This is a genomic window from Methylobacterium sp. D54C, assembly GCF_053345595.1.
This window is the reverse complement of the sequence record NZ_JBKFAK010000002.1, coordinates 743,184-768,192: the sequence shown is the minus strand read 5'-3', so window position 1 is coordinate 768,192 and position 25,009 is coordinate 743,184. Positions and strand designations below refer to the sequence as shown.

At 69.1% G+C, this 25,009-nt stretch carries 27 protein-coding genes; 3 read left to right on the top strand and 24 right to left on the bottom strand.

The features are described 5' to 3' along the window. The 6 genes from ACLBYB_RS09045 to ACLBYB_RS09020 all read right to left on the bottom strand — a co-directional run. On the bottom strand, nt 1-220 hold a 220-nt coding region (locus ACLBYB_RS09045), incomplete at its 3' end, for a hypothetical protein (RefSeq protein WP_447698555.1). Between the two features lie 45 nt (nt 221-265). Continuing rightward, nucleotides 266-958: a hypothetical protein gene (locus tag ACLBYB_RS09040; RefSeq protein ID WP_447698554.1), complete on the bottom strand. Its 693-nt coding sequence runs from the start codon at nt 956-958 to the stop codon at nt 266-268. A gap of 7 nt (nt 959-965) precedes the next feature. Continuing rightward, nucleotides 966-2,402 (bottom strand): hypothetical protein, encoded by a 1,437-nt coding sequence (locus ACLBYB_RS09035; RefSeq protein WP_447698553.1) that lies wholly within the window; start codon nt 2,400-2,402, stop codon nt 966-968. Then, nucleotides 2,402-2,863, bottom strand: coding sequence for a DUF6950 family protein (locus ACLBYB_RS09030; protein WP_447698552.1), 462 nt, complete (start codon nt 2,861-2,863; stop codon nt 2,402-2,404). Before ACLBYB_RS09030 ends, ACLBYB_RS09035 begins: the two co-directional genes overlap by 1 nt. Beyond that, nucleotides 2,833-3,414 (bottom strand): hypothetical protein, encoded by a 582-nt coding sequence (locus ACLBYB_RS09025; RefSeq protein WP_447698551.1) that lies wholly within the window; start codon nt 3,412-3,414, stop codon nt 2,833-2,835. Before ACLBYB_RS09025 ends, ACLBYB_RS09030 begins: the two co-directional genes overlap by 31 nt. 15 nt (nt 3,415-3,429) lie before the next feature. Then, complete coding sequence (locus ACLBYB_RS09020; protein ID WP_447698550.1) at nt 3,430-5,682, bottom strand: hypothetical protein; 2,253 nt, start codon at nt 5,680-5,682, stop codon at nt 3,430-3,432. 317 nt (nt 5,683-5,999) lie between these two features. Between ACLBYB_RS09020 and ACLBYB_RS09015 the strand changes: the two genes are divergently transcribed. Next, nucleotides 6,000-6,848, top strand: coding sequence for a DUF6998 domain-containing protein (locus ACLBYB_RS09015; protein WP_447698549.1), 849 nt, complete (start codon nt 6,000-6,002; stop codon nt 6,846-6,848). A 57-nt stretch (nt 6,849-6,905) separates the two neighbouring features. On the opposite strand, the gene ACLBYB_RS09010 is transcribed toward ACLBYB_RS09015, so the two are convergent. The 8 genes from ACLBYB_RS09010 to ACLBYB_RS08975 all read right to left on the bottom strand — a co-directional run bounded on the left by ACLBYB_RS09010 (nt 6,906) and on the right by ACLBYB_RS08975 (nt 12,010). Then, nucleotides 6,906-8,618 carry an amidohydrolase family protein gene (locus tag ACLBYB_RS09010; protein ID WP_447698548.1) on the bottom strand — a complete coding sequence of 571 codons (1,713 nt, stop codon included), beginning with the start codon at nt 8,616-8,618 and terminating at the stop codon, nt 6,906-6,908. Nucleotides 8,619-8,968: 350 nt separating this feature from the next. Continuing rightward, nucleotides 8,969-9,415 carry a gene transfer agent family protein gene (locus tag ACLBYB_RS09005; protein ID WP_447698547.1) on the bottom strand — a complete coding sequence of 149 codons (447 nt, stop codon included), beginning with the start codon at nt 9,413-9,415 and terminating at the stop codon, nt 8,969-8,971. Further along, entirely contained in the window at nt 9,412-9,858 is a 447-nt protein-coding gene (locus tag ACLBYB_RS09000) for a hypothetical protein (protein ID WP_447698546.1), read from the bottom strand. Before ACLBYB_RS09000 ends, ACLBYB_RS09005 begins: the two co-directional genes overlap by 4 nt. A gap of 10 nt (nt 9,859-9,868) precedes the next feature. Continuing rightward, on the bottom strand, nt 9,869-10,330 hold the full coding sequence (locus tag ACLBYB_RS08995) for a DUF3168 domain-containing protein (protein ID WP_447698545.1): 462 nt from the start codon (nt 10,328-10,330) through the stop codon (nt 9,869-9,871). Further along, a complete protein-coding gene (locus ACLBYB_RS08990; protein WP_447698544.1) occupies nt 10,327-10,914 on the bottom strand; it encodes a hypothetical protein in 588 nt (195 codons plus the stop codon). The genes ACLBYB_RS08995 and ACLBYB_RS08990 overlap by 4 nt, the downstream gene beginning before the upstream one ends. Beyond that, a complete protein-coding gene (locus ACLBYB_RS08985; protein ID WP_447698543.1) occupies nt 10,911-11,243 on the bottom strand; it encodes a head-tail adaptor protein in 333 nt (110 codons plus the stop codon). The genes ACLBYB_RS08990 and ACLBYB_RS08985 overlap by 4 nt, the downstream gene beginning before the upstream one ends. Further along, the gene (locus ACLBYB_RS08980) at nt 11,243-11,722 is read right to left on the bottom strand and encodes a head-tail connector protein (protein ID WP_447698542.1); all 480 of its coding nucleotides are present in this window, start codon (nt 11,720-11,722) and stop codon (nt 11,243-11,245) included. The genes ACLBYB_RS08985 and ACLBYB_RS08980 overlap by 1 nt, the downstream gene beginning before the upstream one ends. 12 nt (nt 11,723-11,734) lie before the next feature. After that, nucleotides 11,735-12,010 carry a hypothetical protein gene (locus ACLBYB_RS08975; RefSeq protein ID WP_447698541.1) on the bottom strand — a complete coding sequence of 92 codons (276 nt, stop codon included), beginning with the start codon at nt 12,008-12,010 and terminating at the stop codon, nt 11,735-11,737. Between the two features lie 87 nt (nt 12,011-12,097). On the opposite strand from ACLBYB_RS08975, the gene ACLBYB_RS08970 reads away from it, so the two are divergent. Then, the gene (locus ACLBYB_RS08970) at nt 12,098-12,328 is read left to right on the top strand and encodes a hypothetical protein (protein ID WP_447698540.1); all 231 of its coding nucleotides are present in this window, start codon (nt 12,098-12,100) and stop codon (nt 12,326-12,328) included. 102 nt (nt 12,329-12,430) lie between these two features. Beyond that, nucleotides 12,431-14,503 carry a protein kinase domain-containing protein gene (locus ACLBYB_RS08965; protein WP_447698539.1) on the top strand — a complete coding sequence of 691 codons (2,073 nt, stop codon included), beginning with the start codon at nt 12,431-12,433 and terminating at the stop codon, nt 14,501-14,503. Between the two features lie 25 nt (nt 14,504-14,528). Here the strand turns inward: ACLBYB_RS08965 and ACLBYB_RS08960 are convergent, their stop codons facing one another. The 10 genes from ACLBYB_RS08960 to ACLBYB_RS08915 form a co-directional block, all read right to left on the bottom strand. Continuing rightward, entirely contained in the window at nt 14,529-15,833 is a 1,305-nt protein-coding gene (locus tag ACLBYB_RS08960; protein ID WP_447698538.1) for a phage major capsid protein, read from the bottom strand. Then, the gene (locus tag ACLBYB_RS08955) at nt 15,830-16,750 is read right to left on the bottom strand and encodes an HK97 family phage prohead protease (RefSeq protein WP_447698537.1); all 921 of its coding nucleotides are present in this window, start codon (nt 16,748-16,750) and stop codon (nt 15,830-15,832) included. The genes ACLBYB_RS08960 and ACLBYB_RS08955 overlap by 4 nt, the downstream gene beginning before the upstream one ends. A 19-nt stretch (nt 16,751-16,769) precedes the next feature. Beyond that, nucleotides 16,770-18,083, bottom strand: a complete 1,314-nt coding sequence (locus ACLBYB_RS08950; protein ID WP_447698536.1) for a phage portal protein — start codon at nt 18,081-18,083, stop codon at nt 16,770-16,772. Continuing rightward, nucleotides 18,083-19,738 (bottom strand): terminase large subunit, encoded by a 1,656-nt coding sequence (locus ACLBYB_RS08945; RefSeq protein WP_447698535.1) that lies wholly within the window; start codon nt 19,736-19,738, stop codon nt 18,083-18,085. The genes ACLBYB_RS08950 and ACLBYB_RS08945 overlap by 1 nt, the downstream gene beginning before the upstream one ends. Next, entirely contained in the window at nt 19,738-20,340 is a 603-nt protein-coding gene (locus tag ACLBYB_RS08940) for a phage terminase small subunit P27 family (RefSeq protein ID WP_447698534.1), read from the bottom strand. The genes ACLBYB_RS08945 and ACLBYB_RS08940 overlap by 1 nt, the downstream gene beginning before the upstream one ends. 115 nt (nt 20,341-20,455) lie before the next feature. Next, nucleotides 20,456-20,779 (bottom strand): HNH endonuclease, encoded by a 324-nt coding sequence (locus tag ACLBYB_RS08935; RefSeq protein WP_447698533.1) that lies wholly within the window; start codon nt 20,777-20,779, stop codon nt 20,456-20,458. A gap of 130 nt (nt 20,780-20,909) precedes the next feature. Further along, nucleotides 20,910-21,557, bottom strand: a complete 648-nt coding sequence (gene nusG, locus ACLBYB_RS08930; protein ID WP_447698532.1) for a transcription termination/antitermination protein NusG — start codon at nt 21,555-21,557, stop codon at nt 20,910-20,912. Nucleotides 21,558-21,954: 397 nt separating this feature from the next. After that, nucleotides 21,955-23,415: a primase-helicase family protein gene (locus ACLBYB_RS08925; RefSeq protein WP_447698531.1), complete on the bottom strand. Its 1,461-nt coding sequence runs from the start codon at nt 23,413-23,415 to the stop codon at nt 21,955-21,957. A gap of 130 nt (nt 23,416-23,545) precedes the next feature. Beyond that, a complete protein-coding gene (locus ACLBYB_RS08920) occupies nt 23,546-23,746 on the bottom strand; it encodes a hypothetical protein (RefSeq protein ID WP_447698530.1) in 201 nt (66 codons plus the stop codon). Next, nucleotides 23,743-24,945: a DUF7146 domain-containing protein gene (locus ACLBYB_RS08915; protein ID WP_447698529.1), complete on the bottom strand. Its 1,203-nt coding sequence runs from the start codon at nt 24,943-24,945 to the stop codon at nt 23,743-23,745. The genes ACLBYB_RS08920 and ACLBYB_RS08915 overlap by 4 nt, the downstream gene beginning before the upstream one ends. Between the last annotated feature and the right edge of the window lie 64 nt (nt 24,946-25,009).

The following is a 25,009-nucleotide window of genomic DNA, read 5'->3' as shown; positions in this document are numbered from 1 at the left end:
GGGCCTCGACCTCGCGGGCGTCGGCCGCGGCCCGGGCCCGGGCCTCGTCGGCGATCGCGGCCGCGCGCAGCGGCGGCTCGGCCGCGAGCGCCGCCTGGAGCCCGGCGGCGCCCTGCTGCAGCGCCGCGATCTGCGCCGCGGCGGTGTCGGCCGCGTCGCAGAGGGCGTTGATGCTGTCGAGGGTCGCGGCGGCGTTGCCGGCGACCGGGCGTGTGACCATCGGGGCCTCTGTGCGTGCGGGGTCGCCGGTCCGGCGCGGGCGGCGTCAGAACACCTCGACGAGGTCGAGCGACACGGTGCCGAGCCGGGACAGCTGCAGCTCCAGCGCGCCGGTGTCGTCGGCGGCGAGGCGCATGGTCCCGCGCGGCCGGCCGAACTCGACCGGCGTGCCCGCGGCGTGGTCGGCGCGCAGCCAGGGGCGGATCGCCACCGCGACCGTGCCGGCGGGGCCCTGCAGCCCCGGCGCCGCCAGCTCGCCCTCGGGCAGCTCGACGACGACGTGCAGCCGGCCGCCGATCGCCAGCACGTGGCCGGGCTGCAGGATGCCGCCGCGCCGGCGGGCGAGGCGCAGCGCCGTGGCGTTCGCCGCCGCCGGTTCGGCGAGACGGAAGTCGAGGTCCGGGGCGAGGTCGCCGCGGTAGACGTCCGGGCGCAGCGCCGCCCGGCCTGGGGTGATCCGGCCGCCCACGAGGTCGACGTTCCAGGGCGCCCGCGTCACCTCCAGCGGCCCGACGCGCCAGGCCTGGGCGCGGCCGAGGGCGAGGACGCGGCGCATCGCGAGGACCGCGGCGGGCGTCACGCAGGGGACGCTCAGGGTCGCCTTCCAGCGGGCGGTCGGCGAGGCGACCACCTGCTCGCTGCCCTCGAAGCTCTGGCCGCCGCTGCGCGTGCCGCCGCGCGGGACCCAGCTCTCGGCGGCGGGCACGAGGCTCTCCGGCCAGGGCAGCGCGTCGGCCATCCGGGCCTCACGTCCAGCTGTCCGGCAGCGGCGGCCGCTGGCCCTCCTCGGCCGGGTCCCAGGCGTAGGCCGCGGCGTCGAGGGCGATCAGGTCGAGGGTCACGCCGGTGAGCGCGTTGTTGGCCAGGACCAGGGCGCCGCGGGTCACCGCGAAGGTGGCGTCGATCCCGAAGGACGGCAGCGCCAGCGCCACGGTGGGCGCGCCGTAGGCCGGCAGCCCCGCCGGCGCGAGGCGCAGGCCGGTGAGGCGGAAGCGCGGGTTGCCCTTGTGCATGGCGATCTTGGCGAGCCGCCGGGACTGGCCGTGCGACGGCGCCTGCCGGAAGTCCCGCTCGGTGTCGACCACGCCCTGGGCGGCCTGCGCCGCGCGGTCGTCCCACGGGTCGCCCTCGACCGGCTGGTAGTCGTGGAACGGCGACGTGAAGGTGTGCTTGATCCGGGTGAAGGCCGTGTAGGCCTCGTCGCCCTCCTCCAGCTGCTCCCAGCCGAGGATCATGCCTTCCGTGATCGTGAAGGCCGGCGGCTGCCAGCGGCCGCCGCGGATCGCCACCCGGCCCTCCCCGTCCTGGGACAGCTCGCCGTCGCAGGCCGCGAGCAGCCGCGCCAGCACCGCGGACCGGGCCTCGTCGTAGCCGTAGCTGCCCCAGGACCGGTAGCGCGGCTCGTGGGTCCAGCCGTTCGGATCGGGCACGACCAGCGGCACGGGCTCGTCGCAGATGTCGGCCAGGGCCGCGAAGCTCGCGAGGTCGATCTCCGCCAGCGCCAGGCCGTAGCCGCTCGCGTGGGTCAGGTAGTCGAGGATCACCAGGGCGGCGTTCTCGGTGTAGGCGGTCGCTCCGGAGCGGGGATCGTAGCAGGCGGCGCCGCGCACCAGCACGCGCACGTCGGGCGCGCCCTCGGGGAAGATCTGCGTGCCGTGCTTGAGCGGCGTGGCGACCACCACCGTGTAGGCGAGGCCCCGCAGCTGCATCGCCTCGGTCCAGTACGGCAGGGTCAGGAGCGCGGCCGAGGCGGCCTGATCCTCGGTGCCGGCATGGCCCTCGATCACGACCTTGCCCTGGTAGACCCGGTCCGGCACGACGCCGCCGGCGCCCTCCGGCAGGCCCGTCCGCACGTCGCCGAACCAGTACTGCTCGATCGCCACCGGCCCGACGCAGTGGATCGCGCCGCGGACCAGGATCCGGTTCGACTCGCCGTAGGGCCGCGTCTCCAGCGCGAAGATCACGCCGCCGTACTTCACCCGGCCGTAGGGGCGTCGGCGGGGGGCCACCGGCTGCCGGACCGTGACCTGGTGGTCGGCGCGCTTCTGGTCGCCCTGCAGGGCCTGGGCGCCGTATTGCAGCCCCATTAGCCCGACCGACAGGACGGCGTAGCCGACGACGAGCTCCGCGGTGGCGCCGAGCGCCAGCTCGCCGATCAGCGCGGCGCCGATCGCCGCCGGCATCAGCGGGGCGCCCCGCGCGGCGCGAGGCGCCAGGCCGCCAGCGTCGGGTAGGGCCCGACCGCGATCCCGGCCGGCGCCTTCACGGCCCAGCCGAGGGCGCAGCGGATCGCGAAGGCTGGACCGGCCGCGGGGTGGCGCACGATCCCGACATCGCCCGGCGCCGGCGCGTCGGTGGGCGCGAAGCCCGCCTCGGCCATGAGGTCTCGGCCCAGCGCCTCGAGGCCGCCGCGGCGGCGCGCGTGGCGGGAAGCCCCGCGGGCGGTCCGGTAGCGGCCGCGCAGGGGCGCGGCGGGATCGATGCCGGCTTCCGCCCGGCACCAGTCGGCCATGGTCAGGGCGCAGTCGCGCGCGCCCCAGGCGAAAGGCGCCCGGGCGGCCGCGCGCAGGAAGGCGCCGAGGGCGTCGCCCCGATCGGGGCTCGGGTCCGGGCTCAGGTCTTCTCGGGGATCTCGGGATTCCACGGCCGTCTCCGGTTGATCATCGCGGCGATGTCGAACAGGCCGGCATCGCCCGGGTAGCGGCGCTGCTGATCCCGGTCGGTGAGGTTGCCGAAGGGCGGCAGGCCGCGGCGGGCGAACAGGGTCTCGGCGGTGAGCTGCGCCGTCCAGGTCTGCGCGTCGGCGGCCCGGTGGATCAGCCGGTCCATCACGCCCCGCCACAGGGTGTGGAGGCCGCCGAGCGGCGCGAGGTCGGCGCCGTAGAGCTGGAGATGGACCGCGCAGGCGCGGCCCTTCACGGTGGCGGCGGCGCTGACCACGTCCTGCCGGATCTCCGGCCCGACGCCCGACAGGGTGAAGGTGACGACCGGGGCGACGCCGCCGACCGCCGCCTCGATGTCCGAGACCGCGCCCAGGCCGCCGAGCCCCTGCCAGACCTCGCCCCCGGCCACGACCGGCCCGTGGCCGGCATGGACGCGCACCGGCCCGGTGGCGAAGTCGAAGGCCACCAGGATCTCCGCGGTGATCGTGTCGCCGGCGAGCGCCGCCGGTCCGGCGGCGTCGAACAGGGCCATCGCGCGGGGCGCCGTCTACCGGGCTGGGCCGTAGCGGGCGCGGGACCGGTCGACCCGGCCCGAGAGGGCGCGGTCGAGGCCGCGGTCGTAGGTGGTGAGCGCCGCCGCGATCTGCTCGGCGACGCCGGCCTGCGCGCCGCGGGCGTCGATCGTGTAGGTGCGGCTGTTGTCCACCGCCTGCGGGCCGCCGGCCCCGGCGGGGCCGAGCGGGACGATCCGGCCGTCCTGCCCCGGCACGAACAGCTCCCGCCCCATCTCGCCGACCGTGTAGGGCGTGCCGGCCGAGACCGGGCCGCCATTGGCCCGGAACAGGCTGGCGAAGAGGCCGCCGACCCCGCCGCCCGATCCGCCCAGCAGGCCGCCCATGAGCCCACCCATGAGGCCGCCGGCGGAGCTCCCGGTCCCGGCCCCGCCCGACAGGCCGGTGGCGAGGCCCGCGAGGCCGCCGAGGGCGTTGCCGCCGGCGCTCGCCGCCGGGGCCGTCCCGAACAGGCCGGCGAGCGGCCCCTGGCCGGTGAGGAGCGCCTGCAGGGCCCCGCGCTCGATCTGCTTGGCGATGTCCGACAGGACCGACGAGAACGACCGGCCGTTGACGATCGCGTCGGCGAGGCCGTTGGAGACCGCGTCGGCGAAGCCGCGCGCCGCCTCGGCGGTCTGACGCAGCTGCTGCTGGGCGTCCTCGGTCCGGTCGCGGAAACGCTGCATCGCCTCGGCGGCGCCGAGCACCCGGGCGCGCTCGTCGGCGTCGAGGTTCGGGTCGGCGCGCCGGCCGCGCTTCACGTCCTCCCGGGCGGCGGCCTCGGCCTTGGCCAGCGCCACGGCCTTCTCGCGCTCGACATTGGTCTTGCCGACGTTGTCGAGCTCGGCCTTGGCGGTGTCGCGGGCCTTCTCCAGCTGGTTGATCAGGGTCTCGACCGCGTCCAGGCTCTCGCGCGCCTCGCCGCCGCCGCCGCGGGCGCGGTGCGGCGTCAGGGCCGGCAGGGCGGCCGAGCGGTCCGGGCCGTGCGGCCGGACGCGGACGGTGAGCGGGGCCGGCGGTCCCTGGGCCTCGGGCTCGACCGCGCCGGTGGCGCGGCCCAGCTCCGTCAGGAAGCTGACCGGGTTGCCGGCGGTGACGATCTTGCCGATGCCGGGGATCGACGCGACGAGTCCGCGGACCTGCCCGACGATGCCTTTGACCTGGTTGTACAGGTCCATGGCGATGGTCACGACGCGGGCGATGACGCGCTCCACGTCGAGGAAGGCGCTGTAGGTGTCGAGCACCGCGTTCGAGAAGTCCCGCTGCAGGGGCGCCAGGGCGGTGGCGAAGGTGTCGGCGATGTCCTTGGCCCTGGCGTCGAGCTGGGCGGCGCGCTCGACCTCGTCGGCGCCGACGATGCGCACGCCGGCGACGGTGGTCGCGGTGCTGTCGAGGGTCTCGCGCAGGGCCTTGGTCATGTCGACGCCGTCGCGCAGGCGGCGCTCGAAATCGCCGCCGAAGAACGCGCCGGCGAGGTCGAAGGCCGCGAGGTCGCGCTGGTCGGCCCGGAGCTTGTCGATCAGGCCGAGCACCACCCGGATCCGGGCCTCCTGATCGCCGGCCCCGTCGTAGGCCTCCCGGTCGGCGCGGCCGAGATTGCCGGCCCGGACGTTCTGCTCCAGCCGCCGGTCGAAGGCGGAGCCGTTGGCGCCGTGCTCGCCCTCGCCGATCCGGACCGACGCCGCCTCGCGGGCGCGCTCCAGGGCGGCGACCACCTGGCGGGTCTCCAGGCCGAGCTTCTCGGCGTTCAGGGTCGCCCGCTGGAAGAAGTCGGTGCCGACGCCGACGCGCTCGGCCTCGCGGCCGATCCGGACATAGGCCTCGATGTGCTCCCGGGCGGCGTCGATCGAGGCCGCGACGCTGTCGAAGACGAGCTTGGCCGCCTCGAACCCGAGGAAGGCGGCGAGCAGGGTGTTGAGCGACGGGACCTGCGCGGCGACGCCGGTGATGGTCGAGCCCGTCGCGGTGAGGCCGGAGCGGACGGCGGCGCCGGCGGTCTGCGAGCCGGCGGCCGCGCCGACCATGGCGCGGACGACGCCCTCCAGCGTGGCGCGCTCGGCGGTGGCGGCGCCGGCCGTGGCGCTGGCGATGGCCCGCACGTCCTGCCCGACGGCGGCCGCGGCGCGGCCGGCATTCTGCGCGAGGCCGCCCAGCGCGCCGCCGAAGGCGTTGCTGTTGGCCGCCCCGCCCGACATCGCCACGCCGATCGACGCCATGTTGCCGACGATCTGCGACGCCAGCGTCGCCATCGCGTCCTGGGCGCGGGACGTGTCGGCGGCGAAGCGGATGACGAGGGGATCGGCCTTTGCCTACGCGTCCTCTCGGGATACCGGGATGTCCGGCCCTGGAGGCCGGCTTGTTGACTCGTGGACGCGCGCAGGACCAAGTGACGAAAACCTCGAAAACGCCCACAACCGACGCATCTCCTTGGCCTGTTGCAGCCTTTAGTCGGACTGCGACCAAGTCCAATTGATTAGGCGCTCGCTGCGGATGACAGATAGGCAGAAACGGCTACGCCATGTCATTCGTAGATGCGGATCCATCGTACGTGGCAAGGTCCTGAAGCATGCGTGAGGCGGAATTCCGGCGCTCGCTCAACGGGCGCCTGACGTCGAAATCAGTCGATAGCTATGTTGCTTACTGCCGGCGTGTCGAGAGCGAACTAAACATCAATTTAGATTTCAGTGATCTGACGCCGCCGGGCATATCGAATATCGTCCAGCGCTTGCGCCTGATCGGCGTTGCACAGAACAGCGTTAGCAATTGCGCTTCGGCCATGAGAGCCTACGCAACGCTCGACGGCGGCAACATCCATCATCCTACCGGGCGGGCCGCGCCTGACATACGGCCCGCAGAACAGCCCGCACGGACCGAAGCGAGTTCTCTTGCAGTTCAGCCACTCGAACTGGAGGCACAGGCGCAGAAGGATTTCATCCTTCGAAGCTCGGTAGTGGAACTGCTGGCAATCTATGGCGATGTGATGAGCGAACTTCGCAAACGCGGGGTTATCAGGACCGGAAACTCACCCGTCGGGGACTATGCCGAACTCCTGTTCGCCAAGGCCTTCGATTGGTCGTTGGAGCAAAACTCTGCCTCGGGACACGATGCGAAGGACACGCAAGGCCAACGCTATCAGATCAAGGGCCGAAGAATTCAGAACCCTGCAGCATCTCGACAGCTCAGCGCGTTTCGAAAAATCAATGAACACACCTTCGATTTTCTGGCCGCTGTGCTATTTGACTCAAATTTCAAAGTCTTTCGCGCTATAATAATCCCTCACGCTCTTGTACAGGCTCGCGCGCGGCGTTCCGAACATACCAACAGTTGGATTTTCTTCCTTGAAGACAAACTGTGGCGAGAGGCCGGCATCCGGGATGTGACTGCTGAGATCGCTGTCGCGGCCACACGAATCTGAACTCTCACCGATGGCGTTCTGCACGCCGTACAAAATCGGCGGACCCGCGGCTTCGTCCTAGGTCGAGCTCATTGCTAGAGCGTCTACCTTCTTCATCCAATTCGGGATCGGAACGCCTTGGCCCGCATAGAGCGCATCGATGCGGGAACGGGAGCCGCCTGCGCCCTTCGATAGGCCCAGGAATCGCGCGGCGTTTCGACCGAAGAAATTCTCGCTCAGCCGACCTGTTACTCCGAGATTTGGGTCTTTTGAAAGTTCATTGATGACAGCTTGAAATTTCGAAAGGTAGGCTTTCTGAGCGGTACCTTCGATGAGGACGATTTCCCAATCTGTTCCATACATCAGGCGCTGAGCCAGCGCCGCGTTCCCTTTCCCTGCGGTCCGTCTGAAGATTGTCCGAAGATTTTCGCGTAGCGCCACCGGTTGCGAAAGAATGTCAGCAAAATAGGCAGAGTCCGCGAAGGCGAATTGGCCGGGGGATCCGGGTGCTGCACTCATCAGGCTCGCGAACTGCATCTCCCGCGTCAGGCTGTCGGCGCTTTCAGACGGATTAGTCTGGCCAAAATGGCCGAAGTTGATCTGCAAGCCGCGATAAGTGTTGAGCGCGAGTTCCCACCACCGCGCATCGAGTAGTTTTTCATAGTTCGCGCTCGCGAGGTTTGTTGGCGATGTATGGGCCATGATCGGAACCTGCTCGGCCCGACACCATTCGTAGAGCGATGCGAGCGACTCATCGAGCAGTTGGCCAATGTCGGCGCGCTGCAACCGGCTATCGAGTGGGACCGAGCCGGTCCACGTACCCTCATTCTCCTTCCGCGCGTTTCCGAGTGGCGCAAAGCCCATTGGGGGATAGAGCTTCACGCCAACCGCGCCGCGCCGGCCGATCGCCTCCTTGACAAGAGCCAGAGACGACGTCGTCGAGAGGCCCAGGCGAAAGGCGGATTCTCTGAAAGGACAGAAGGGGGCGAAGTAGTGGATCCTGCCACCGGTCAGAATCGAGATCCGTTCCATCACAGCGAACTGATCAGGGAATGATGTAATCGTCCCGGCGCTCTGACCGAGCGGCCAATCGTAATCCACCAAATGAGCGATCATAAGATCAATCTTGCGATCGCGTCCGGTTGAATACTCTTGAAGATAGTCAAAAGTGGTGACATACCGATACTGAAAATTCTGTATGATGAAATCCATGGCGCCTTGCGGGTTGATCGCGAAATCGCGTGCTCTATTGCCGCCGCGGTACGTGCGCTTAAATTCAACGAAGGTTGGTGGCAGCTTGTCGATCTCTTGTAGAAGACCCGAGCTGATTCGTTCACCGCGTAGAGCCCGCGACCTGCCGACGAGCGCTCGTTTCGCTGTCTGAAGCGCGATGACGCCCTTCTCATATTGCTGCTGGCCATCGGCCGCGACGAGATCGGATATACTCCTTCCTGTTCCGCAGGCTCTGAGAGCAGCGCTCACCTGTTCAAGGCGCGCTATTTCGTCCCGTCCTGAGGGTGCCAGCGTCCAGGCAAGTTCCTGCAGGAGCGGACCGAGCGATCTTGCGGCTTCGTTGTCGGGCGCAACGACGTCTTGAAGGAAGGCACTCACCTGAAGGTCGCTGCCGTTGAAGACGTGCGTATGGATGTCGATGGTCAGCGGTGTCAGCGGGTCTGAGATCAGCGGATCTTCAGGGCAGAAGGCTATCGGACCGATCGACTGACAGCTCGTTAGTAGGGCACCGGCTCCTGTCGCTGATAAGCCGGACAGCAATCCCCGCCGATTCATCATTCGCCCCCCGTCGACGCGGTTTTAGCGAATGCTATCTCCATTGGCGCGGCAGATGGTGGCAGAAAAGCAACGGATTGCTGTTTTCGTGGTATCGAATATGAACTTATTCAGCGAAGATCGTGGATAAAATGTTTTGACTTGGTCACGATCGTGGCGATCAGGCCTCGACGGCTTTGGCCGATACCGGCGCGTTACAGCACACTGCACCGCATGGTTTGGCTAGGCTCTCCCCGCCGCCTGCTCCTCCATCAGCACCCGCAGAAATTCCGCGTCCGCGATCTCGGCCGCCGGCCGGCCGGGATTGTGGGCGGCGCTGTAGCCGTCCAGGGCCGCGTACCATTCCGCCAGGGTCAGGCGCCGGACCGCCTCCGGCGTCCAGCCGAGGACCGACCCGGTGGCGACGAAGACGGAGAGGTCGCCGGGTCGGCGCTCGGCCCCTCCGCCGGTGCGTTTCCCGCCGGATCCGTCTCCCGCCGCGGCACGCCGTTGACGCAGGCCGCCACGATGACGCCGGCGAGCGGCAGGAAGTCCATCAGCGGCTCGCCGTGGTAGCGCATCACCAGTGCCGTCGCCTCGGCGGCCGAGGCCTCGCCGCCGCCCTCCAGGCCCAGCCGGATCGTGTCCCACACGTCCCGGTGGCCGAACTGGTGGGCGCCGATCCGCATGAAGATCGCGCCGATGCCCGTGCCGGTCAGGCGCTCCAGCTCGGCGATCTCGCCGAGCCGCAGGCAGAAGCGCCGCTCGCGGCCCGCGAAGGGCGCGGTCACGACGGTGCGGGCGGTGTCCGCGTCGCTCATGCCGCCGCCGGCGTCCAGACCAGCGCGTCGTCGCCGCGGAACTGCGCCGAGAAGGTCGTGATCCCGAAATTGGTCGAGCCGATCTGCAGGTTCTCGACGAAGACGTTGCCGCTGAAGGTGCCGCCGCCCTGGGCGGCCGGCCGGTCCATCAGGAACTGGTAGGGGATCGGCGTCTCGCTGTCGGCGTCATGCACCAGGGCCTGGATCCGCCGCGCGTCGACCTTGCCCGACAGGCGCGCGGTCCAGGAGCGGGACTTCACCACGCTCTTGCGGTTCGGGATCCCGGTGGGATCGTCGCAATCCGGCGCGGTGGCGTCCTCGAACTCGTTGGTCCGGGTCAGCTCCTTGGTGTCGGCGAGGCAGATGAACCGGAACTCGGCATCCGACGGCCCCTTGCGGTAGGCCCGGTAGCGGTTGCCCGCGAGGAAGTTCGGCGTGGACATGGCGGTTCCCCTAGTCGGAGGCGAGGCGGGCGACGATCGTCGTCACGTCGAGGAAGACCTGACGGGGGTTCAGCGGGTCGACCACGTCGCCGGCCTGCGTGACGATCAGCGGCTGCTGGACCGCGAAGGGCGGCGGCAGGGCGAAGTCGGGCGGCTCGCGGTCCGCCAGCGCCGTCGCGGCGGCGTCGATCACCGCCCAGGCCTGGTGCCGCCCGAAGGCGGTCGAGACCGCGTAGAGGCGCAGCTGCACCGTCCAGGCCTCGCCGCAGGCCGTGTCGAGGCGCTGGCGGCGCAGCGGCCCGGCGTAGAGGTAGGGCGGCGCGATCCGCTGCTCGGCCCCCGGCAGGGCGTCGTAGACCCGGCCGGCCACCAGCGCGGCGAGGGCCGGGTCGGCCCGCAGATGCGCCCGGACCGCGTCGAGGAACGCGGTCTCGGGAGTGATCGGGGGCCGGGGCGATGCGGGGCCGGTCACAGCCCCTCCTCCCGGGCGGCCGCGCCGAAGCTGCCGCCGAGCGCGCCGCTCCACTGGGCCAGGATCTCCCGGGCCGAATCGTAGAAGTAGGGCTCGGCCGGCACCGTCGTGTCGCCGCCCGTACCGGGCTGGGCCGGCGTGAAGCCCCTGCCGGTGGTGTCGGCGAACAGGTCCGCGTCGGCGTGGAGCCCGCCCGCGCGGTGGCCGGCCTCCACGGCGAGCGCGTAGTCGTAGCCATCCCGGTCGGCCGCGGCCTCGACCACGTAGAACCCGCCCTCGCGCCGGTACGTGATCCCGGCGCGCAGCAGGCCGGTCGCCTGCGGGGCGCGGCCGCGCATCAGGTCGACCATCGCCTCGGCGGCGTCGCGGCTCGCGTGGTCGCTCCTGAGCGCGAGCTTCACCGCGGTGCGGGCGATCTGGCCGGAGATCCGCTCCACGCCGACGATTCCGGCGACGGTGTCGATCAGGCGCAGGCCGGACAGGGCGCCCGGCGCGCGGTCGAAGCCGCGGGCCGCGCCGGTGAGGTCGAGGGCCGCCTGTCCCTGGCCCAGGAGGCCGAGGGGCGCGCCGAGTCCGTCGCTCATTGGCCCCCCAGGCTCGTCTCGATCTGCATGAGGATCAGGCCGGTACGCCGGTCCGGCAGGCCGACGCCCTTGACGTCGAAGTCCTGGCCCTGGAGCGTCACGCGGTCGGTGGTCACGAGGTCGCGCGCCCGGGCGCTGTCGCGGATTGCCAGGGTGCCGCTCGCGACGTTGACGGCGCCGCCGCCCTGGACCGCCTCGCGCAGGGCGGCCGGGCGGTAATTCGCCCAGGTGGTGAACAGGTCGGCGTAGTCGCCCCGCCCGGTCGGGTCGTCGTCGAGGGCGGTCCGGCGACGGAACGTCACCCGGCGGTCGAGGCGGCCGGGATCCATCAGCCCCAGACCCGGTAGGGCGCGAGCAGCGCCTCGATCCCGAGGGGCAGGACGGCCGGCTGCGCGGCCGTGGTCGTGACCGCGTCGCGGCTGCCGTAGAGGTGCCCGACCATCAGCAGGATCGCGTGCCGGATCGGTGCCGGGACGGTGCTGCGCCCGTCGAGCAGCGGGTAGCCGGCCCGGTAGCGCACCGTGACGGTGCCGGATTCCGGGTCCGGCGTCTCGTCGATCAGGCAGGTTGCCGGCGGGCACGGATAGACCCGGTCGTCCGGGTCCAGCTCGGTCGGGAAAGTGGTCTCGAGCACCTGCTCGCCCAGCGCCCGCCCGAGCCAGCCGTCCGGACCGTCGAGCCAGGCCGTCGCGGTCTCTACGAGGGCGCCGATCAGGGCGTCCTCGTCGGCGTGATCGACCCGCAGATGCGCCTTCGCGTCGTCGAGGGCGACGATCGGCGCCGGCGGCGTCACCACGGTGACGGCCATCGGGCGGAGCGGTCAGGCCGGATCGGCCGCGGACTCGGCCGGGCGGCGGCGCCCCCGGTCGGCGCGCAGGGCGGATTCGGAGACCTGGTGGTGCGGTTCGAGGGGCGCGGGCGCGATCCCGAGGACGGAGCCCGCCAGGGGGATCGCGTGGCCGAGCCGCTCCAGGTCCTGGGCGTGGGCGAGGTCGGTCTCGAACGTGTCGCCGGCCTCGACGAGGCCGCCCTTCGCGTTCTGGATGCGTGGGTTGTGGAAGACGGTGTTGGCCGTCATGGCGATGCGATCGGACATGAGGGCTCCTCCTTGCAACGCGGTGGTTCTTGAGGGCTAGCGCAACTTCAAGATTTGTATCACAACTATCTTAGGTAGGTTTGGAGCTTGGATTTGCCCGTCAATTTGGACCAACCATCGTATCAAAATCTGCGCACTCACTATGCCGAGCGCAGGCGAGAGATCGTGTTTTGGGTCGGAGCAGGAGCCAGCGCTGATGCCGGCCTGCCGGTATGGCCAGTATTAAAGACACAGATAATTGCTCAGGCGCTCGAAACTGCCTCAACTATGGACGAGGAAAACGGCAAGATATTAGAGCAAAGACTTGAACAAGCGTAAATAAAATCGAACTTATGGGACGCTTTTCAAGATATCAAAGATGCAATTGGTTATACTGATTTCCGAGAGTCTATAAAATCTGTATTCGGCACAACAAGGCAGGTGCAAATACCTGATATATACGGAATGATATGGTCGTTAAAAAATGTTTCTGGAGTTCTTTCATTTAACATCGATGGACTTTCCGCAAGATCTCACCGACAAATAAGATCCGATGAGGAAATAATACATTCAACGGGGAAGAATATACACGAGTATTTCTCTGCTATATCCAATGGGCGGCCATTCATAGCTGATTTACATGGACAGCGTGATGCCCCCGCTTCGTGGGTTTTTACTAGAAATGAAATTGAGGCGCTTATTCAGACAGATAACTACAAGAAATTTATCGAGTTTATTTTTATGACAAAGACTGTGATATTTCTTGGAATATCAGCGGATGATATTGCATCAGGAAGCTTTCTCGAGAATCTGACTGCATCCGGTCTAGATATTGGCCCCCATTTTTGGATCACCGATCGAAGAGATGCGCGTTCTCACAGCTGGGCCCAGCGAAGCGGTGTACAGCTAATTCGATATCAGCCTGATTTTGATCCCGGTGGCCGACAAAATCATTCGGTGGTACTCGCTCAGATATTCTCCGATATACAGAGCTACGTATCAAAAGATAAAAAAGCGCCAACCGTCGTTCCTCCGGCGGATGCAAATATATCCATTCCGACAGTTCGCGAGCTAAGGGGGATGGAAGATGATGAAGCTAGAGCACTATTGACTTCTTACGCTAAAAACATCTTGGATAAAAACGGAAATGATACGAATAGTGATGATTATAGAGCCTTTCTCCGAGAATATTCTCCGGTAATTCACCAGTCATGGCATATCACAGAAGATGAGCCCTATAATACGTTCTTCGGATACCGAATCATAGAGAGAATTTCTCGATCGAATTTTTCCAATGTTTGGAAAATTCGAAATAAGGAAGGAGTCAACGCTGCGTTAAAAGTAATCCAGATTGATAATCTTCATTCCGGCGCACAAATAGATAGTTTTAGAAGGGGGGTTGAATCGTTAAGATATCTCACCAACTCGGAAGTTCCCGGCACTCCAAAGTTAATTGAGGCGAGAGAAATCCCCACTTCTTTTGTAATGAGTTTCGTAGAAGGGCAAAATCTGTCGGAAATCGTGCAGCAAAGAGAATTTTCATTTTGGAGGGATGCTCTGCCAATCGCAATAAATGTGTGCAATCATCTTAAATACAGTCATAATCTTCCTCAGGGTGTACTTCACAGAGATGTTAGACCATCGAATATAATGATACCTGAATATGGATGGTCTGACATCGAGGCGATAGATTATGGAATTGACAGATATCAGGCAATATTATTGAATTATGATATGTCTTGGCACGTGAATGCGAAGGGAGAAACTATAGCAGGGAAACTCGAGGAGGCTGGATTTTATGCACCAGAACTAATCGAAAACGGTTTTGGGTCGATCGCGAGACGAACTTACATCGACTCATATGGCGTCGGAATGACATTATTTTATTGCTTTACCAAGCAGGCGCCCCCGAGCGCTGGGAGCAAGTCAACTGATTGGGAAACAGTAATCGATCAAAAGTTCAGGCCTTTACATACCGATATATGGAGATCTTCTGCAGAAAGACTAAAACGTATGATAATTTCGGCTACTAGTCCCGACGATGAGCAGCGAGATAGCATAAGTATAATAAGCACTAAGCTCAACATGCTTCAGAACATGATGAAGGGGCATTACGACGCGATAACTGCCGATGTGTGGGCCGAAGAATTGATGAGCCGCGCTGTCCAGGCCCCATACCAAACTGATAGTGACGAGCAGTCATTTTCGCGCGAACTAAAAGTTGGTCGCACTTTGACTACAAAAGGTAGTCAAAGGCGTCAGTACGTCGAATTAAATTATTCGAACACCGCAGCGGAATATACTGATAGATCTGCGGGCCGGCTTTGGGCTGACAAGCTCCGTAATGCACAAAGTATCTTGTTATCCTCCGGCTGGTCCGTCGAAGAAGGCACAACTTCGCGAGGCAGAGAAATTAAGCTCTTGGCAACTATCCCGATCGATGTACTTAGGTCAGATATAAATAAATCAGCAACAGATCTGAACAGAGCGCTGGATCAGATTAGGTTGGATTGATTATACTAACAATTGAAGCAGGTCATCACTTCCCGCCCTGCCCCGCGAACGTCCCCTTGATCAGCGCCTGCGGCCGGCGCACCACCAGCGCCAGCCGCTCCTCGGCCAGGATCGTGACCATGTTCTTCACGAAGTTGTCCCGGTCCTCGGTGGAGATCAGCACGCTGGCGTCCTCGCGGTCGAAGATCTGGGCCGCGTAGGCGAGCGCGCCGGTGAGGAAGGTGTTCGGCGGCATGGCGAGCGACACCGCCACCGGCAGGCCCCAGAGGGTCGGGCCCACGAGCCCGGCCGGATTCGCCCAGATGTACCGGCCCTGGGCGTCCTTGGTCAGCTCGATCGCCGCCCAGTCGGTCGGGTTCAGCACGTGGCCGGTGGCCGGGTAGAGCGCCAGCGTCGCCTGGAGCATGGCGAGCCGCAGCCGGTCGAGGCGCGTCTCCTCCGCCACCGTCACGCCCGACGGCGGCGCGTAGGCGGTCGCCTGCGGCAGCAGGCCGAGCAGGTTGGTGCCGGTGCCGTCGCCGAGCAGGAGCTGCTGCTCCTCGGCGAATTCCAGCCCGTAGCGCAGCTCGCCGTCGATCTCGCTCTGGAGCTGCGGCGCGTCGGCCAGGATCTGCTTCGAGGCCGGGATCCAGTGGGCGATGGTGGCGACCTTGGTGTTGGTGATGTCCCACTGGATGTCCGATTGCGGCTTGGCCGCGGAGGGGTTCTCCGCCACCGTCTGCGCGTTGAGCGTCCGCACGGTCTGGCGCGCGTACTCGATGATGCTCGACCCGGTCCGGCCGGGCTGCAGCAGGGCGCGGATCGTCATGGGCCGGCGCGGCAGGCTGGTCCCGGCCACGCGGTCGGCCGGGACCAGGGCGGTGGTGGCCGAGGTGCCGGTGGCGCTCGCCGACGTGATGGTCTTCACCTCGACGGCGAGCGTGCCCTTCCAGCTGTCGCCGCGCTGGCCGGCGGCCTTCACGGCCGCGTCCTCGGCCACGCGCCAGCCGACCGAGAGCGGCTCCGGCCCCGCCTCGGGCAGCCCGGGGCGGGCCGCCTTCTGCTCGATCTCGGCGATCCGGGCCGCGAGCCCGTTCATCTCGGTGAGCGCCTTGTCGACGCCGGCCTTGGTCTCCTCGGTGACCGCGCCGAGCTTCCGGCTCTCGGTCTCCCAGGTGTCGTGGAAGCGCTTCACCTCGTCGGTCGCCGCGCCGAGGCCCTTGATCAGGGTGGCGAGGTCGCCGCCGCCCTCGTTCGGGCGATCGAGGGCGACGCGCGGCAGGCCCGGGATCGGGCAGGCCGCGAGGAACGAGGCCGGGATGCCGCCGGCGGCGTGGCGAGAGGGTGTCATGCGCTGGGTCCTCGGGCGATGGAGCGGGTGAGGCCGGTGAGCAGTCCGGCGAGCGCCGCGCGATCCTCCGGCGTGAGCGCCTCGACGTCCGTCGGGGCGGGGTCGCCCTCCGGCGCGGCGGCCTCGAAGCGGCGCTCGGCGAGGGCGCGGGCCTGCGCGGGCGCGAGGCCGCACTCCTCCCGGAGCAGGGCCTCGACGTCGCGGAGCGTGGGCGCGGCCTTCCAGGCCGCGAGGTCGGCGGGCGCCCGGTCGCCGGTCAGGGCCTCGTGGGCGTCGCGCAGGTGGTTCATCAACTGCGCCCGGTCGCGCCCCGCGCCCGACGCGTAGCCGTCGCCCTCCATCAGCCGGTCGTGCAGGCGCATCGCGGCGGCGACCGACGCGGCGGCCGACAGGGCGTCGGGGCGGGCGAAGGCCGCCTTGACGCCGTCGATCAGCGCCGCCCCGTTGGAGGGCGTGTCGACGAGGCTGACCTCGTGCAGGTGCAGAGCCTTGAGGGTGCGGCGCGGCTCGCCGGCCCGGGTGCCGTAGACGGTGCCGCCGGCGGCGAGCCGGTAGCCGATCGACAGGCCCGGGAAGGCGCCGTCCTTCACCCGCTCGTAGAGGTTGCGGCCGGCATCGGTGTTCAGGCCGGAGATCCGGCCCTTCACCCGCAGGCCGCGGCCGTCCTCGGCGATCTCGTCCCAGATGCCGACGGCGCGCTGGCCGCCGAGCATCGGCAGGCCGTGGTTGACGTGCATCGGGATCGGCCGGCCGCCGGCCTTGGTCTCCGCCAGGGTCGCCGCGAAGGCGCCGGGCAGGATCCGGTCGCCGTGGAGGTCGACGTTGCCGAAGAACGCGCCGTAGCCCTCGAACGTGCCGGCGTCCGGGCTGCCGCCGAACTTCAGCTCCAGGGGCGCGACCGTGATGTCCGTCCGCATGCGGCGCCTCTCGTGATCGTCAGGGTGTCGGGGGCTCGGCGACCGCCGCGCCCGGCCCGAGGGGCCGCTCCCGCGGCAGCAGCGCGACGGTGCCGAGATCGTCGATCGGCAGGAAGTTCGCCTGCACGGTCAGACGGGCCGCGCCGCCGCCGCGCCGGGCGAGGTTCTCCTTCTCGCGGATCTCGTCGCGGTCCATGATCCCGTTCTGCGCGAAGGCCGCGTAGAGCTTGGCCCGGGCGGCGCTGTCGGCGCGCAGCAGGCCCTCGACCCCGAACTCGGCGTAGAGGCTCGCCCGCTCCTCGGGCTCCAGGAGCCGCAGGTGGATCGCCGCCTCGATCCGGCGCAGCTGCGCCCGCAGGCCGAGCGTCAGCCAGGACAGGACGATCTGCTCGACGCCGGTGCCCCACATCGTCTGGCCCTCGGCGGCGTGGCCGATCAGGATCGGCGGGATCCCGAACCAGCGGGCGATCTCCTCGACGTGCCAGCGGCGCGATTCCAGGAGCTGGCTGTCGGCCGGGCTCAGGCTGATGGCCGAGAACTTCATCCCGCCCTCGAGGACGAAGACCCCGCCGGCGTTGCTCGACCCGGCCAGCGGGCCGACGACGTTGTCGCGCAGGTCCTTGCGCTGGTCGGGCTTCAGGACCTGGTCCACCTGCAGCACGCCGCTCGGGCGCACGCCGTTGGCGAACAGGCTGTTGGCCGCCTCGTCGGCGGCGATCGAGGCCGCCACCGTCTGGCGGGCGAAGGCCAGGGGCGCGAAGCCGCGCAGGCCGGCATTGCCGAAGGCGCGCAGGTGGAACACGTCGGTCTCGTCGAGGGTGCGGGCGCCCAGAGGGTCGGCGACATCGTAGGCCAGCCGCCCGGCCGGGGTCCGGCGCACGCTCACGGCCTCGGCCCGCAGGGGCTGGAGCGCCACGAGGCGGCGGCCGGACCGGACCTTCTCGGCGAAGGCGTCGCCGGTCAGGCACATCGACAGGACCGCGCCCTCCCAGAACTCCACCGCCGTGTGCTCGCCGTCCGGCGAGACCCGCAGCAGGGCCGCCAGCGGATGGTCCGCCGCCGGCATCCGTCCGCCGTCGCCGGCCCGCCGGTAGAGCGCCAGCGGCAGGGTCGCGATCGTCTCCGACAGCAGCTTGACGCAGGCCCAGAAGGCCGAGACCTGCAGGGCCGTGTCGGGGGTGACGAGCTTGCCGGCGGCGGTCGGCCCGAAGCCCAGGACCCGCTCCCACAGGCGCGCGAGCTTGGCGTCCGCGGCGTTCAGCGAAGGCGGGGCCGCCTTGGTCTCCGGGGCCTCGCGGCCGGCGAGGCGCCGGGCCAGGGATGCGAGCCGCATCAGGCGTAGATCGGGTCCGCGATGAAGGCGCTCATGTCGGCCTCCGGCTCCTCTGCGATGGCCAGGCCGACGCCCATGATCCCGGCCACGACGATGTCGATCTTCTCCGCCGACCGCTCCTTGGTCGGCTTGATGTTGCCGGCGTCGTCGGTCCGGATCGCCACGTGGCCGACCATCCAGCGCAGCACCGGGTGGCCGCCGTGGTCGAGCCGCCCGGCCATGACCAGGCGCTCCCACTCCTTCGCCGGCGCCGACATCGAGGCGAAGCCCTGGCCGAACATCGCCACCGGGCAGCCGTCCTCGCGCAGGCGGATCGCCGTGCCGGTGGCGTTCCACCGGTCGATGGCGAGGCCCCGGACGTCGAACAGGGCCGCGTCGGCCAGGACCTGCCGCTCGATCGCCCCGTAATCGACGACGTCGCCGTCGGTCGGCCGCAGCGCGCCGTCCCGGGCCCAGAGGTCGTAGGGGACGCGGTCGCGGCGGGCGCGCAGCGCGATCGAGGCGGCGGGGCACCACGCCCGGATCACCAGCTTCCAGGCCTCGTCCGGCTCCGCCGGCGGGAAGACCCAGACCAGGGCGGTGATGTCGGAGACCGACGAGAGGTCGAGGCCGCCGAAGCAGCGCCGGCCGCGCAGGGCCTCCGGGGCGCCGCGCCACGTGCCCGGGTCCGGCGCGCAGGCGTCCCAGCGGGTCAGGGACAGCCAGCGGACCACCTGCTCGGTCCACTGGTTGAGGTGGTAGCGCCGGAAATCGTTCTCCAGCCGCGGGTTGTCCCGGGCCTTGGCGCACTCGGCGCGCAGGTACTCGCGCTTGGGCGAGATGCCGAGATTCGGGTTGGCCTTGGTCCAGACCGCCTCGTCGGTCCAGTCGTCCTGCGGATCGGCCGCGAAGATCGCCACCAGCGTGGCGGGGTCGTCGAGGCTGCCGGCCGCGACCGCCTGCCCCTCCTGCCAGAGCGTCCAGCCGTAGCCGCGGCCGGTGAAGCCCGCGGTGGAGCCGTAGAGCTCGATCGGCTGGTCCCGGGCGGCGATCGACTGGTGCAGCGTCGTGTAGAGCGCGCCGTCGGGCCACTCGTGCATCTCGTCGCCGACGATGACCGAGGCCGACAGGCCGTGCTTGCCCTCCGCGGCCCCGGACAGGACCTCGAACCGGGCCCAGAGCTCGGCGCAGTAGAGGCTCTTCTTGAAGGCCTGGACCCGCTCCACGAAGGCCGGCGAGAGCCGGATCATGGTCTTGGCCTTCTCGAAGACGAGGCGCGCCTGGTTCTCGTTGCGCGCCATGGCGTAGGCCTGCCCGCCCATCTCCCGGTCGCAGAGCCAGAACAGCACCGCGAGGGCGGCGAGGAACTCGGTCTTGCCGTTCTTGCGGCCGATCCAGAGGAACAGGCGGCGGAACAGCCGGAACCCGTCCGCCGCGCGCCAGCCCACGAGCAGGCGGACGATCGCGGCCTGCCAGGGCACGAGGTGGAACGGCTTGCCGGCCCAGCGCCCCTCCGTGTGCCGGAACCACGCCGGCCACACCGCCACGGCGGCCTCCGCGAGGGCGGCGTCGAACCACGCGCCGGGCTGGGCGGCGGAGCGCGCCCAGTGGCGGGGGACGAAGGCGAAGGCCGGGTCGTCGCTGAGCGCCGCGACCCAGTCGGGGATTTCGGCCATCAGTTCGGGCGCGTTCCCGGGGGCGCGGCCGCCCGGTCGGCCAGGAAGCCGACGGGGTCGAGGCTCTCGGCCGGCGGCGGGGCGGCGCCCCGGCCGGGCTCGGGCTCCTCCTGGCCGAACAGGCCGCCCAGCGGCGCCGCGGCCTGGTCGCGGATCACCTTGTAGCGGTCCGCCGGGGTCAGGCCGTAGGCCGCCTCCAGCTTGGTCATCGCCAGCTCGACGCGGTCGCGGTGCGCGGCGGCCGGGTGGCGGCGGGGCATCTCGTCGCCGCTCACCGTCGTGACCGTGCGGGTGATGCCCTCGCGGCGCAGCGTGCGCGTCGCCTCGATCCACTCGGCCTGGTAGACGCACCAGCGGGCGAATCCGTAGCGGTCGAGCCGGTCGAGCAGGTTGCGGCGGCGCAGCTCGCCCGCGAGCTCCTGCCAGATCGCGGCGGCCTCCGGCATCCGGTTCGGGCCGCGTCCGGCGAGGAAGGCCGGCGGGTCGAGGGGGTCGAGGAGCGCCAGCTCGCGCACCCGGGCCTCGGTGCGGCGGGCGCGCTTGCCGGGGTTGCCCTTCGCCGCCTGGAGCGCCGGGCCATCCGGCTTCCGGCCTCGCGCCATCACGGACCTCGCAAAACAAAATATCCCACCAATTCCGCGGCAAAAAACCCGGAGTTAGACAGCCGTTCTTTTGATGAGAGCACTGTGACTTTCGACCCACCCCCACCCCCGCCCCCTACGACGGGTTGGCCTCGTCCTTTTGCTTCGTCGAGCTGTGGCACGACTTGCAGAGAGACTGGAACGGGCCGGCCCAGAACAGATCCACGTCTCCGCGATGCGGCTCGACGTGGTCGCAGACCACGGCCGGCGTGACGCGGCCCTCGGCGAGGCAGAGGCGGCACAAGGGCTCGGCGCGAAGCTGACCTGAGCGGAGCGCCAGCCAGCGGGCCGTCCCGTACAACCGCTTGGTCCGGCTTTCGGCGAAGCGGCGTGCCTCGTAGGCGCGCGCCCGCGCCCGCCGATCGGCATCCGATCCCGGCCCGAAGGCCGGACGAAACATGCGGGGACGGGTCGCCATACCCCGGACACGACGAAGCCCCGCACGCGGGGCGCCGGGGCTGTCCAGGATAGCTAACGCACGAGGGACGGTTGCAAATATGCAACAGACGCCTCGTGCTAGGACAAAATGGCTACCACGCCTTCTCGACGTGAGCAAGCGGCAGCGGCACGTCGAAGGTCCGCGCGAACAGGGTCAGCGACACGGAGACCCGCTCCTCCGGCAGCAGGCGGACCACCACGCCCCGGAAGGACCGGTACGGACCGTCGACCACGCGCACCGGCCGACCCGGCTCGAAGGCCAGGGCCGCCTTCGCCCGGGCCGCGGCGGCAGCGGCGGCCATGCGCGCGTCGGTGAAATCGAAGACGCCCGCGCTCTGGTAGTCCCGCAAGCCGGACACCACGTCGCCCGGTACGGTGACGGGGGTGCCGGCCATCCGCACCAGGGACTCGAGCCCGGGCGTGTCGCGCAGCCCGTAGAGCGTCAGGCCCGGCCGCAGACCGACGAAGACGTAGCGTGGGAACAGCGGGCGCAGGACGTCTCGCCGCCGCCATGTGACCGTCATCACCGGAACATAGCTGCGGAACCGGCGCCGCCGGATCGTGCCCTCCACGGCGCCCTCTCGCCGCGGATTGGTGTAGGCGACGAACCAGGTGTCGGCCTCGGCCACGGCGGCGTCACTCTCGGCCGGGTCGGGGGCCGCACGCTCGACGGCCTTGCTGGCCTCGATCCAGTCGGCGACCTGTGCGGGCGAGAAATCGGAAGGCGACAGGCGCTGCATGGTTCGTCCCGATCCAGATAGCAGATCCACAGCATAGCCTTGATAAACTCGGAAATCACCGCGCCCGCAGAAGCTTTCGCCAGGATCACGGCGGCTATAGCGTGCCCCATCTGCCCCATCTCTCTTGAGATGAAAGAACAAGATGGGGCACGGGCAAGCCGTTGATCGGGCTCGACGTGCCCCATCTGCCCCAACCGCCCCGTCTCGACGCGCGACTTCGGCCGGCGAGCGCGGGATTGGCAGCCGCTCGCGCGCGCGCACGCGAGGCGAAAAGCTGAGGCAGCTGGGGCAGATGGGGCAAGATGTTGATCAGATTGGACTTTTTCCGCCCCATCTCCGGCGCGTGCCCCAGCTGGATGGGGCACGGCTCACCGCGCGTGCGGACAGGTGGCCTCGCTCAGGCCTCGTCGTCGGGCCAACCCGGGTCCTGGCCGACGGCGTCGGCGAAGGCGTCGCGGCATGTCATGAGGTCGGGCAGGATGTAGCACCAGCGTCGGCGCGCGGTGTCCTCCTGGAAGCGCTTCTGCCGGCCCAGCGCGGGCACGAGCTTGCGCATCTTCATGCCGAAGGCGACCTCCTCGGCCTTGCGCTTGATGCCGATGCGCTCCGACGCGTTGAGGTAATCGTCGAACAGCACCTCGCACGGCACGTCCGAGGCCCACTCCTGCTGCGCCTTGGTCGGCGTGCCGGCATAGAGCCGCTGCACCCACCAGCTCTCGACCGAGTCGAGCGAGCGCAGCTTCTGCTCCAGCAGCGCGTCGGTCATGGGTATGCGCCGCAGGTTGACCGTGGACAGGTCGACATTGAGCAGATCGTAGAGCAGGGCCTCGCGCCCGCCGTCGTCGAGCTCGGCGTCGAGGTCCCGGAAATAGCCGTGATTCTGGGCGCAGCGCGGGTCGATATCGAGCACGCAGAACCGACGCTCATCCTTGCCGGCCGGGATCACCCAATCCTCGTTGGAGGTCATCAGCAACCGGACGTAATTGTCGAGGCGGATCGGATCGACGCCCTTGGATTCGATCATCTGCGTCTTGGCGGTGACGAGGCTCTTCAGCCGGCCCTCGGCGTTCTTGTCGCCGGCCCAGACCGCCTCCTCCGCCTGCAGCAGCAGGCAGCTCGCCATGTGGGCGTTGAAGTTGCCGGTCACGTACCGGGCATCGTCGACCAGGAAGTAGTGCGATGGGAACAGGCTGCCGATCGCCTCGCCGACCTTGGTCTTGCCGGTGCCCATCCGGCCCCGCATGACCAGGGCGGTGCCGATCCGCTCCCGCGGGCGCTGGACGATATGGGCGAACCACGCGAAGACCCAGGCGAACAGCTCCGGATCGCCACCGCAGCAATTGTTGAACAGGTGGTCGCGCAGCACGGCGTAGCCGTTCACCTTGGCCCGCGGCACCACCGCGAAGCCGCGCCACAGGTTGAGGTAGCCCTCCGCGCCGTCGACGTGGTCCGGATCCGGCCTGAACTCGATGCCGCGATACTGCCGCCGCTGACGGCTCTGCAGCCACGCGGTCGCCCAGGTCACGGCCTTGATCTTGCCGTCCGCCCCGACATACTCGGTCCGGGTGTTGAGGAACCAGGCCCGGAACGCGTCGAGGGTCAGCACGCGGACGCGATCCTCGATCGGCCCGGTCGCCTGTTCGTGCACGATGACGGCCTTGGAGCCCATCAGCACCAGGGCCCATTCCCGGTTCATGCGCGGCGCGTCGAAGCCCCAGGCCCGCGGCCGCGGCGGTTCCGTCCCGTCCCCGGGCTCGGCGGCGAGATCCCCCTCCCCCAGGTCGGTCCCATCCTCGACGCCGATCGGCTGCGCCTCGTCGATCAGGCGGGCGATGCGCTGGTGCGGATCTTCGCTCATGCCGGCTCGACGGTGACGGTTGTGAGATCCGATGGTCGGTCGAGCCCGTCGAGCAGCGGCGCGTCGACCGGTGCCGCGACCCGCTCCGGATCGGCGGACCGTGTCGGTCGCCGTTGGCGGTTGGACGGGATCACGGCCGCCCCCGCCGCACCGTGCGCACAGGCGCGCGGGGCATCGCCCTGAGCTGGGCCGCCACGACGCGCACGGGCAGGTCCGTCGCGCCGGCGCGGATCGCCGCCTCGCGCGGGGCGGCGGCGGCGCGCGGGCCGGGCGCGTCGTCCAGCCGGCGTCGGGCCAGAGCGGCGAGCCGCGCAGGTGTGCGCGTCGTCATGCGGCGGCCTGCCGGAGCACGTCGTTGAAATCCTCGCCCTCCGGCGCCCAGGAGACCCGCACGTCGAGGTCCGGCCGGCCGGCCAGGAGCCGGCGTCTGGCGCGCGTCAGGGCGGTCTCGGTGGTGAAGCGGTCGCTGTCGCCGTCGCCGAGCAGCCAGATCCGCGCGACGGTCTCAGGAATCGGCAGGCCGGGCCGGCTCAGATCCGGGACCGGACCGGGCACGCGGCGCGCCCGCTCATGGCCGCGCGCGTCGGTGAAGCGCAGGGTCGGATGCCAGACGGTCTCGGTCGCAGGGCCGGCGATGTTGCCGAGGCTGTAGGCGCTCCAGAACGCCGCTCCTGCCAGATGCGGCGACGCCGTCGCGCTCAGCGCGCGCCACACCGACAAGACCGTCTCGATCCCCTCGCCGATGAAGAGGCCTGTCGCGTCCGCCCGCGGCACGAGCGTGATATGGCCGCCGCCGGCCGAGCCGCGCACCTTCCTGGCCGGCACCGGCGCGCCCGTGTCCGGATCCCCGACCAGCGCCTTGCCGCCGGGGGCGTCGAGGTCGATCCAGGTCGCGTGCACGCCCGCGAACTTGCGGTTCGGCCCGATGATCCGGCCGAGCAGCGCGGGCCCGCGATGCGCGATGGCAGCCTTGCCGCTGCCGTCGGCGTAGAGCGGATGGTCGAGCGCGCAGCGCAGATCCGCACCCGGCGGCACGATCAGCCCGCGCCGGGCGAGGTAGGTTTCCGCCGGCGAGCCGGCCACCGGACCGGCCGCCTGCCACGCCGCCCAGCATCGGCGCCGCTCCCGCTCGCGGAACCGCGCCCGCGCGGCTTCCCTGTCCGCATTCATCCGGGCGCGCGCCGCGGCGCGTTTGGCCAGGGCGTACTCCCGGGCCGCGCGCGCCTCCGGCGTCTCGCCAGCCTGGCGCCCCGGCGGCGGCCGGCCGGTCAGGATCTCGCAGGCGACGGCAAAATCGCAGGCCTCAAGGTAGCGGGTCAGGGCGATCACGTCCCCGCCGGCGCCCGAGCCGCGGCAGAGGAACAGCCCCTTGCGGGTATTGACGGCGAACCGGTCCACCCCGCCGCAGACGGGACACGGCCCCGCGCGCTCGACGCCGGTCCCCTGGAGGCGGACACCGCGCCGGTCCAGGACCGAGGCGATCGGGACTGAGCGGGCCTCGGCGATCCAGTCGTCACGGTCCAGCGACACGGACAAGCTCCTGCGAGGGCGAGCGCGGGGCGCACGCGGTAAATCGGCGAACGATCGAGCGGGG

Coding starts and splice junctions, on each gene's coding strand:
- ACLBYB_RS09040 (WP_447698554.1), bottom strand. CDS start 958: ATGGCCGACGCGCTGCCCTGGCCGGAGAGCCTCGTGCCCGCCGCCGAG.
- ACLBYB_RS09035 (WP_447698553.1), bottom strand. CDS start 2,402: ATGCCGGCGGCGATCGGCGCCGCGCTGATCGGCGAGCTGGCGCTCGGC.
- ACLBYB_RS09025 (WP_447698551.1), bottom strand. CDS start 3,414: ATGGCCCTGTTCGACGCCGCCGGACCGGCGGCGCTCGCCGGCGACACG.
- ACLBYB_RS09020 (WP_447698550.1), bottom strand. CDS start 5,682: ATGGCGACGCTGGCGTCGCAGATCGTCGGCAACATGGCGTCGATCGGC.
- ACLBYB_RS09015 (WP_447698549.1), top strand. CDS start 6,000: ATGCGTGAGGCGGAATTCCGGCGCTCGCTCAACGGGCGCCTGACGTCG.
- ACLBYB_RS09010 (WP_447698548.1), bottom strand. CDS start 8,618: ATGATGAATCGGCGGGGATTGCTGTCCGGCTTATCAGCGACAGGAGCC.
- ACLBYB_RS09005 (WP_447698547.1), bottom strand. CDS start 9,415: ATGAGCGACGCGGACACCGCCCGCACCGTCGTGACCGCGCCCTTCGCG.
- ACLBYB_RS09000 (WP_447698546.1), bottom strand. CDS start 9,858: ATGTCCACGCCGAACTTCCTCGCGGGCAACCGCTACCGGGCCTACCGC.
- ACLBYB_RS08990 (WP_447698544.1), bottom strand. CDS start 10,914: ATGAGCGACGGACTCGGCGCGCCCCTCGGCCTCCTGGGCCAGGGACAG.
- ACLBYB_RS08985 (WP_447698543.1), bottom strand. CDS start 11,243: ATGGATCCCGGCCGCCTCGACCGCCGGGTGACGTTCCGTCGCCGGACC.
- ACLBYB_RS08980 (WP_447698542.1), bottom strand. CDS start 11,722: ATGGCCGTCACCGTGGTGACGCCGCCGGCGCCGATCGTCGCCCTCGAC.
- ACLBYB_RS08975 (WP_447698541.1), bottom strand. CDS start 12,010: ATGTCCGATCGCATCGCCATGACGGCCAACACCGTCTTCCACAACCCA.
- ACLBYB_RS08960 (WP_447698538.1), bottom strand. CDS start 15,833: ATGACACCCTCTCGCCACGCCGCCGGCGGCATCCCGGCCTCGTTCCTC.
- ACLBYB_RS08955 (WP_447698537.1), bottom strand. CDS start 16,750: ATGCGGACGGACATCACGGTCGCGCCCCTGGAGCTGAAGTTCGGCGGC.
- ACLBYB_RS08950 (WP_447698536.1), bottom strand. CDS start 18,083: ATGCGGCTCGCATCCCTGGCCCGGCGCCTCGCCGGCCGCGAGGCCCCG.
- ACLBYB_RS08945 (WP_447698535.1), bottom strand. CDS start 19,738: ATGGCCGAAATCCCCGACTGGGTCGCGGCGCTCAGCGACGACCCGGCC.
- ACLBYB_RS08940 (WP_447698534.1), bottom strand. CDS start 20,340: ATGGCGCGAGGCCGGAAGCCGGATGGCCCGGCGCTCCAGGCGGCGAAG.
- ACLBYB_RS08935 (WP_447698533.1), bottom strand. CDS start 20,779: ATGTTTCGTCCGGCCTTCGGGCCGGGATCGGATGCCGATCGGCGGGCG.
- nusG (WP_447698532.1), bottom strand. CDS start 21,557: ATGCAGCGCCTGTCGCCTTCCGATTTCTCGCCCGCACAGGTCGCCGAC.
- ACLBYB_RS08925 (WP_447698531.1), bottom strand. CDS start 23,415: ATGAGCGAAGATCCGCACCAGCGCATCGCCCGCCTGATCGACGAGGCG.
- ACLBYB_RS08920 (WP_447698530.1), bottom strand. CDS start 23,746: ATGACGACGCGCACACCTGCGCGGCTCGCCGCTCTGGCCCGACGCCGG.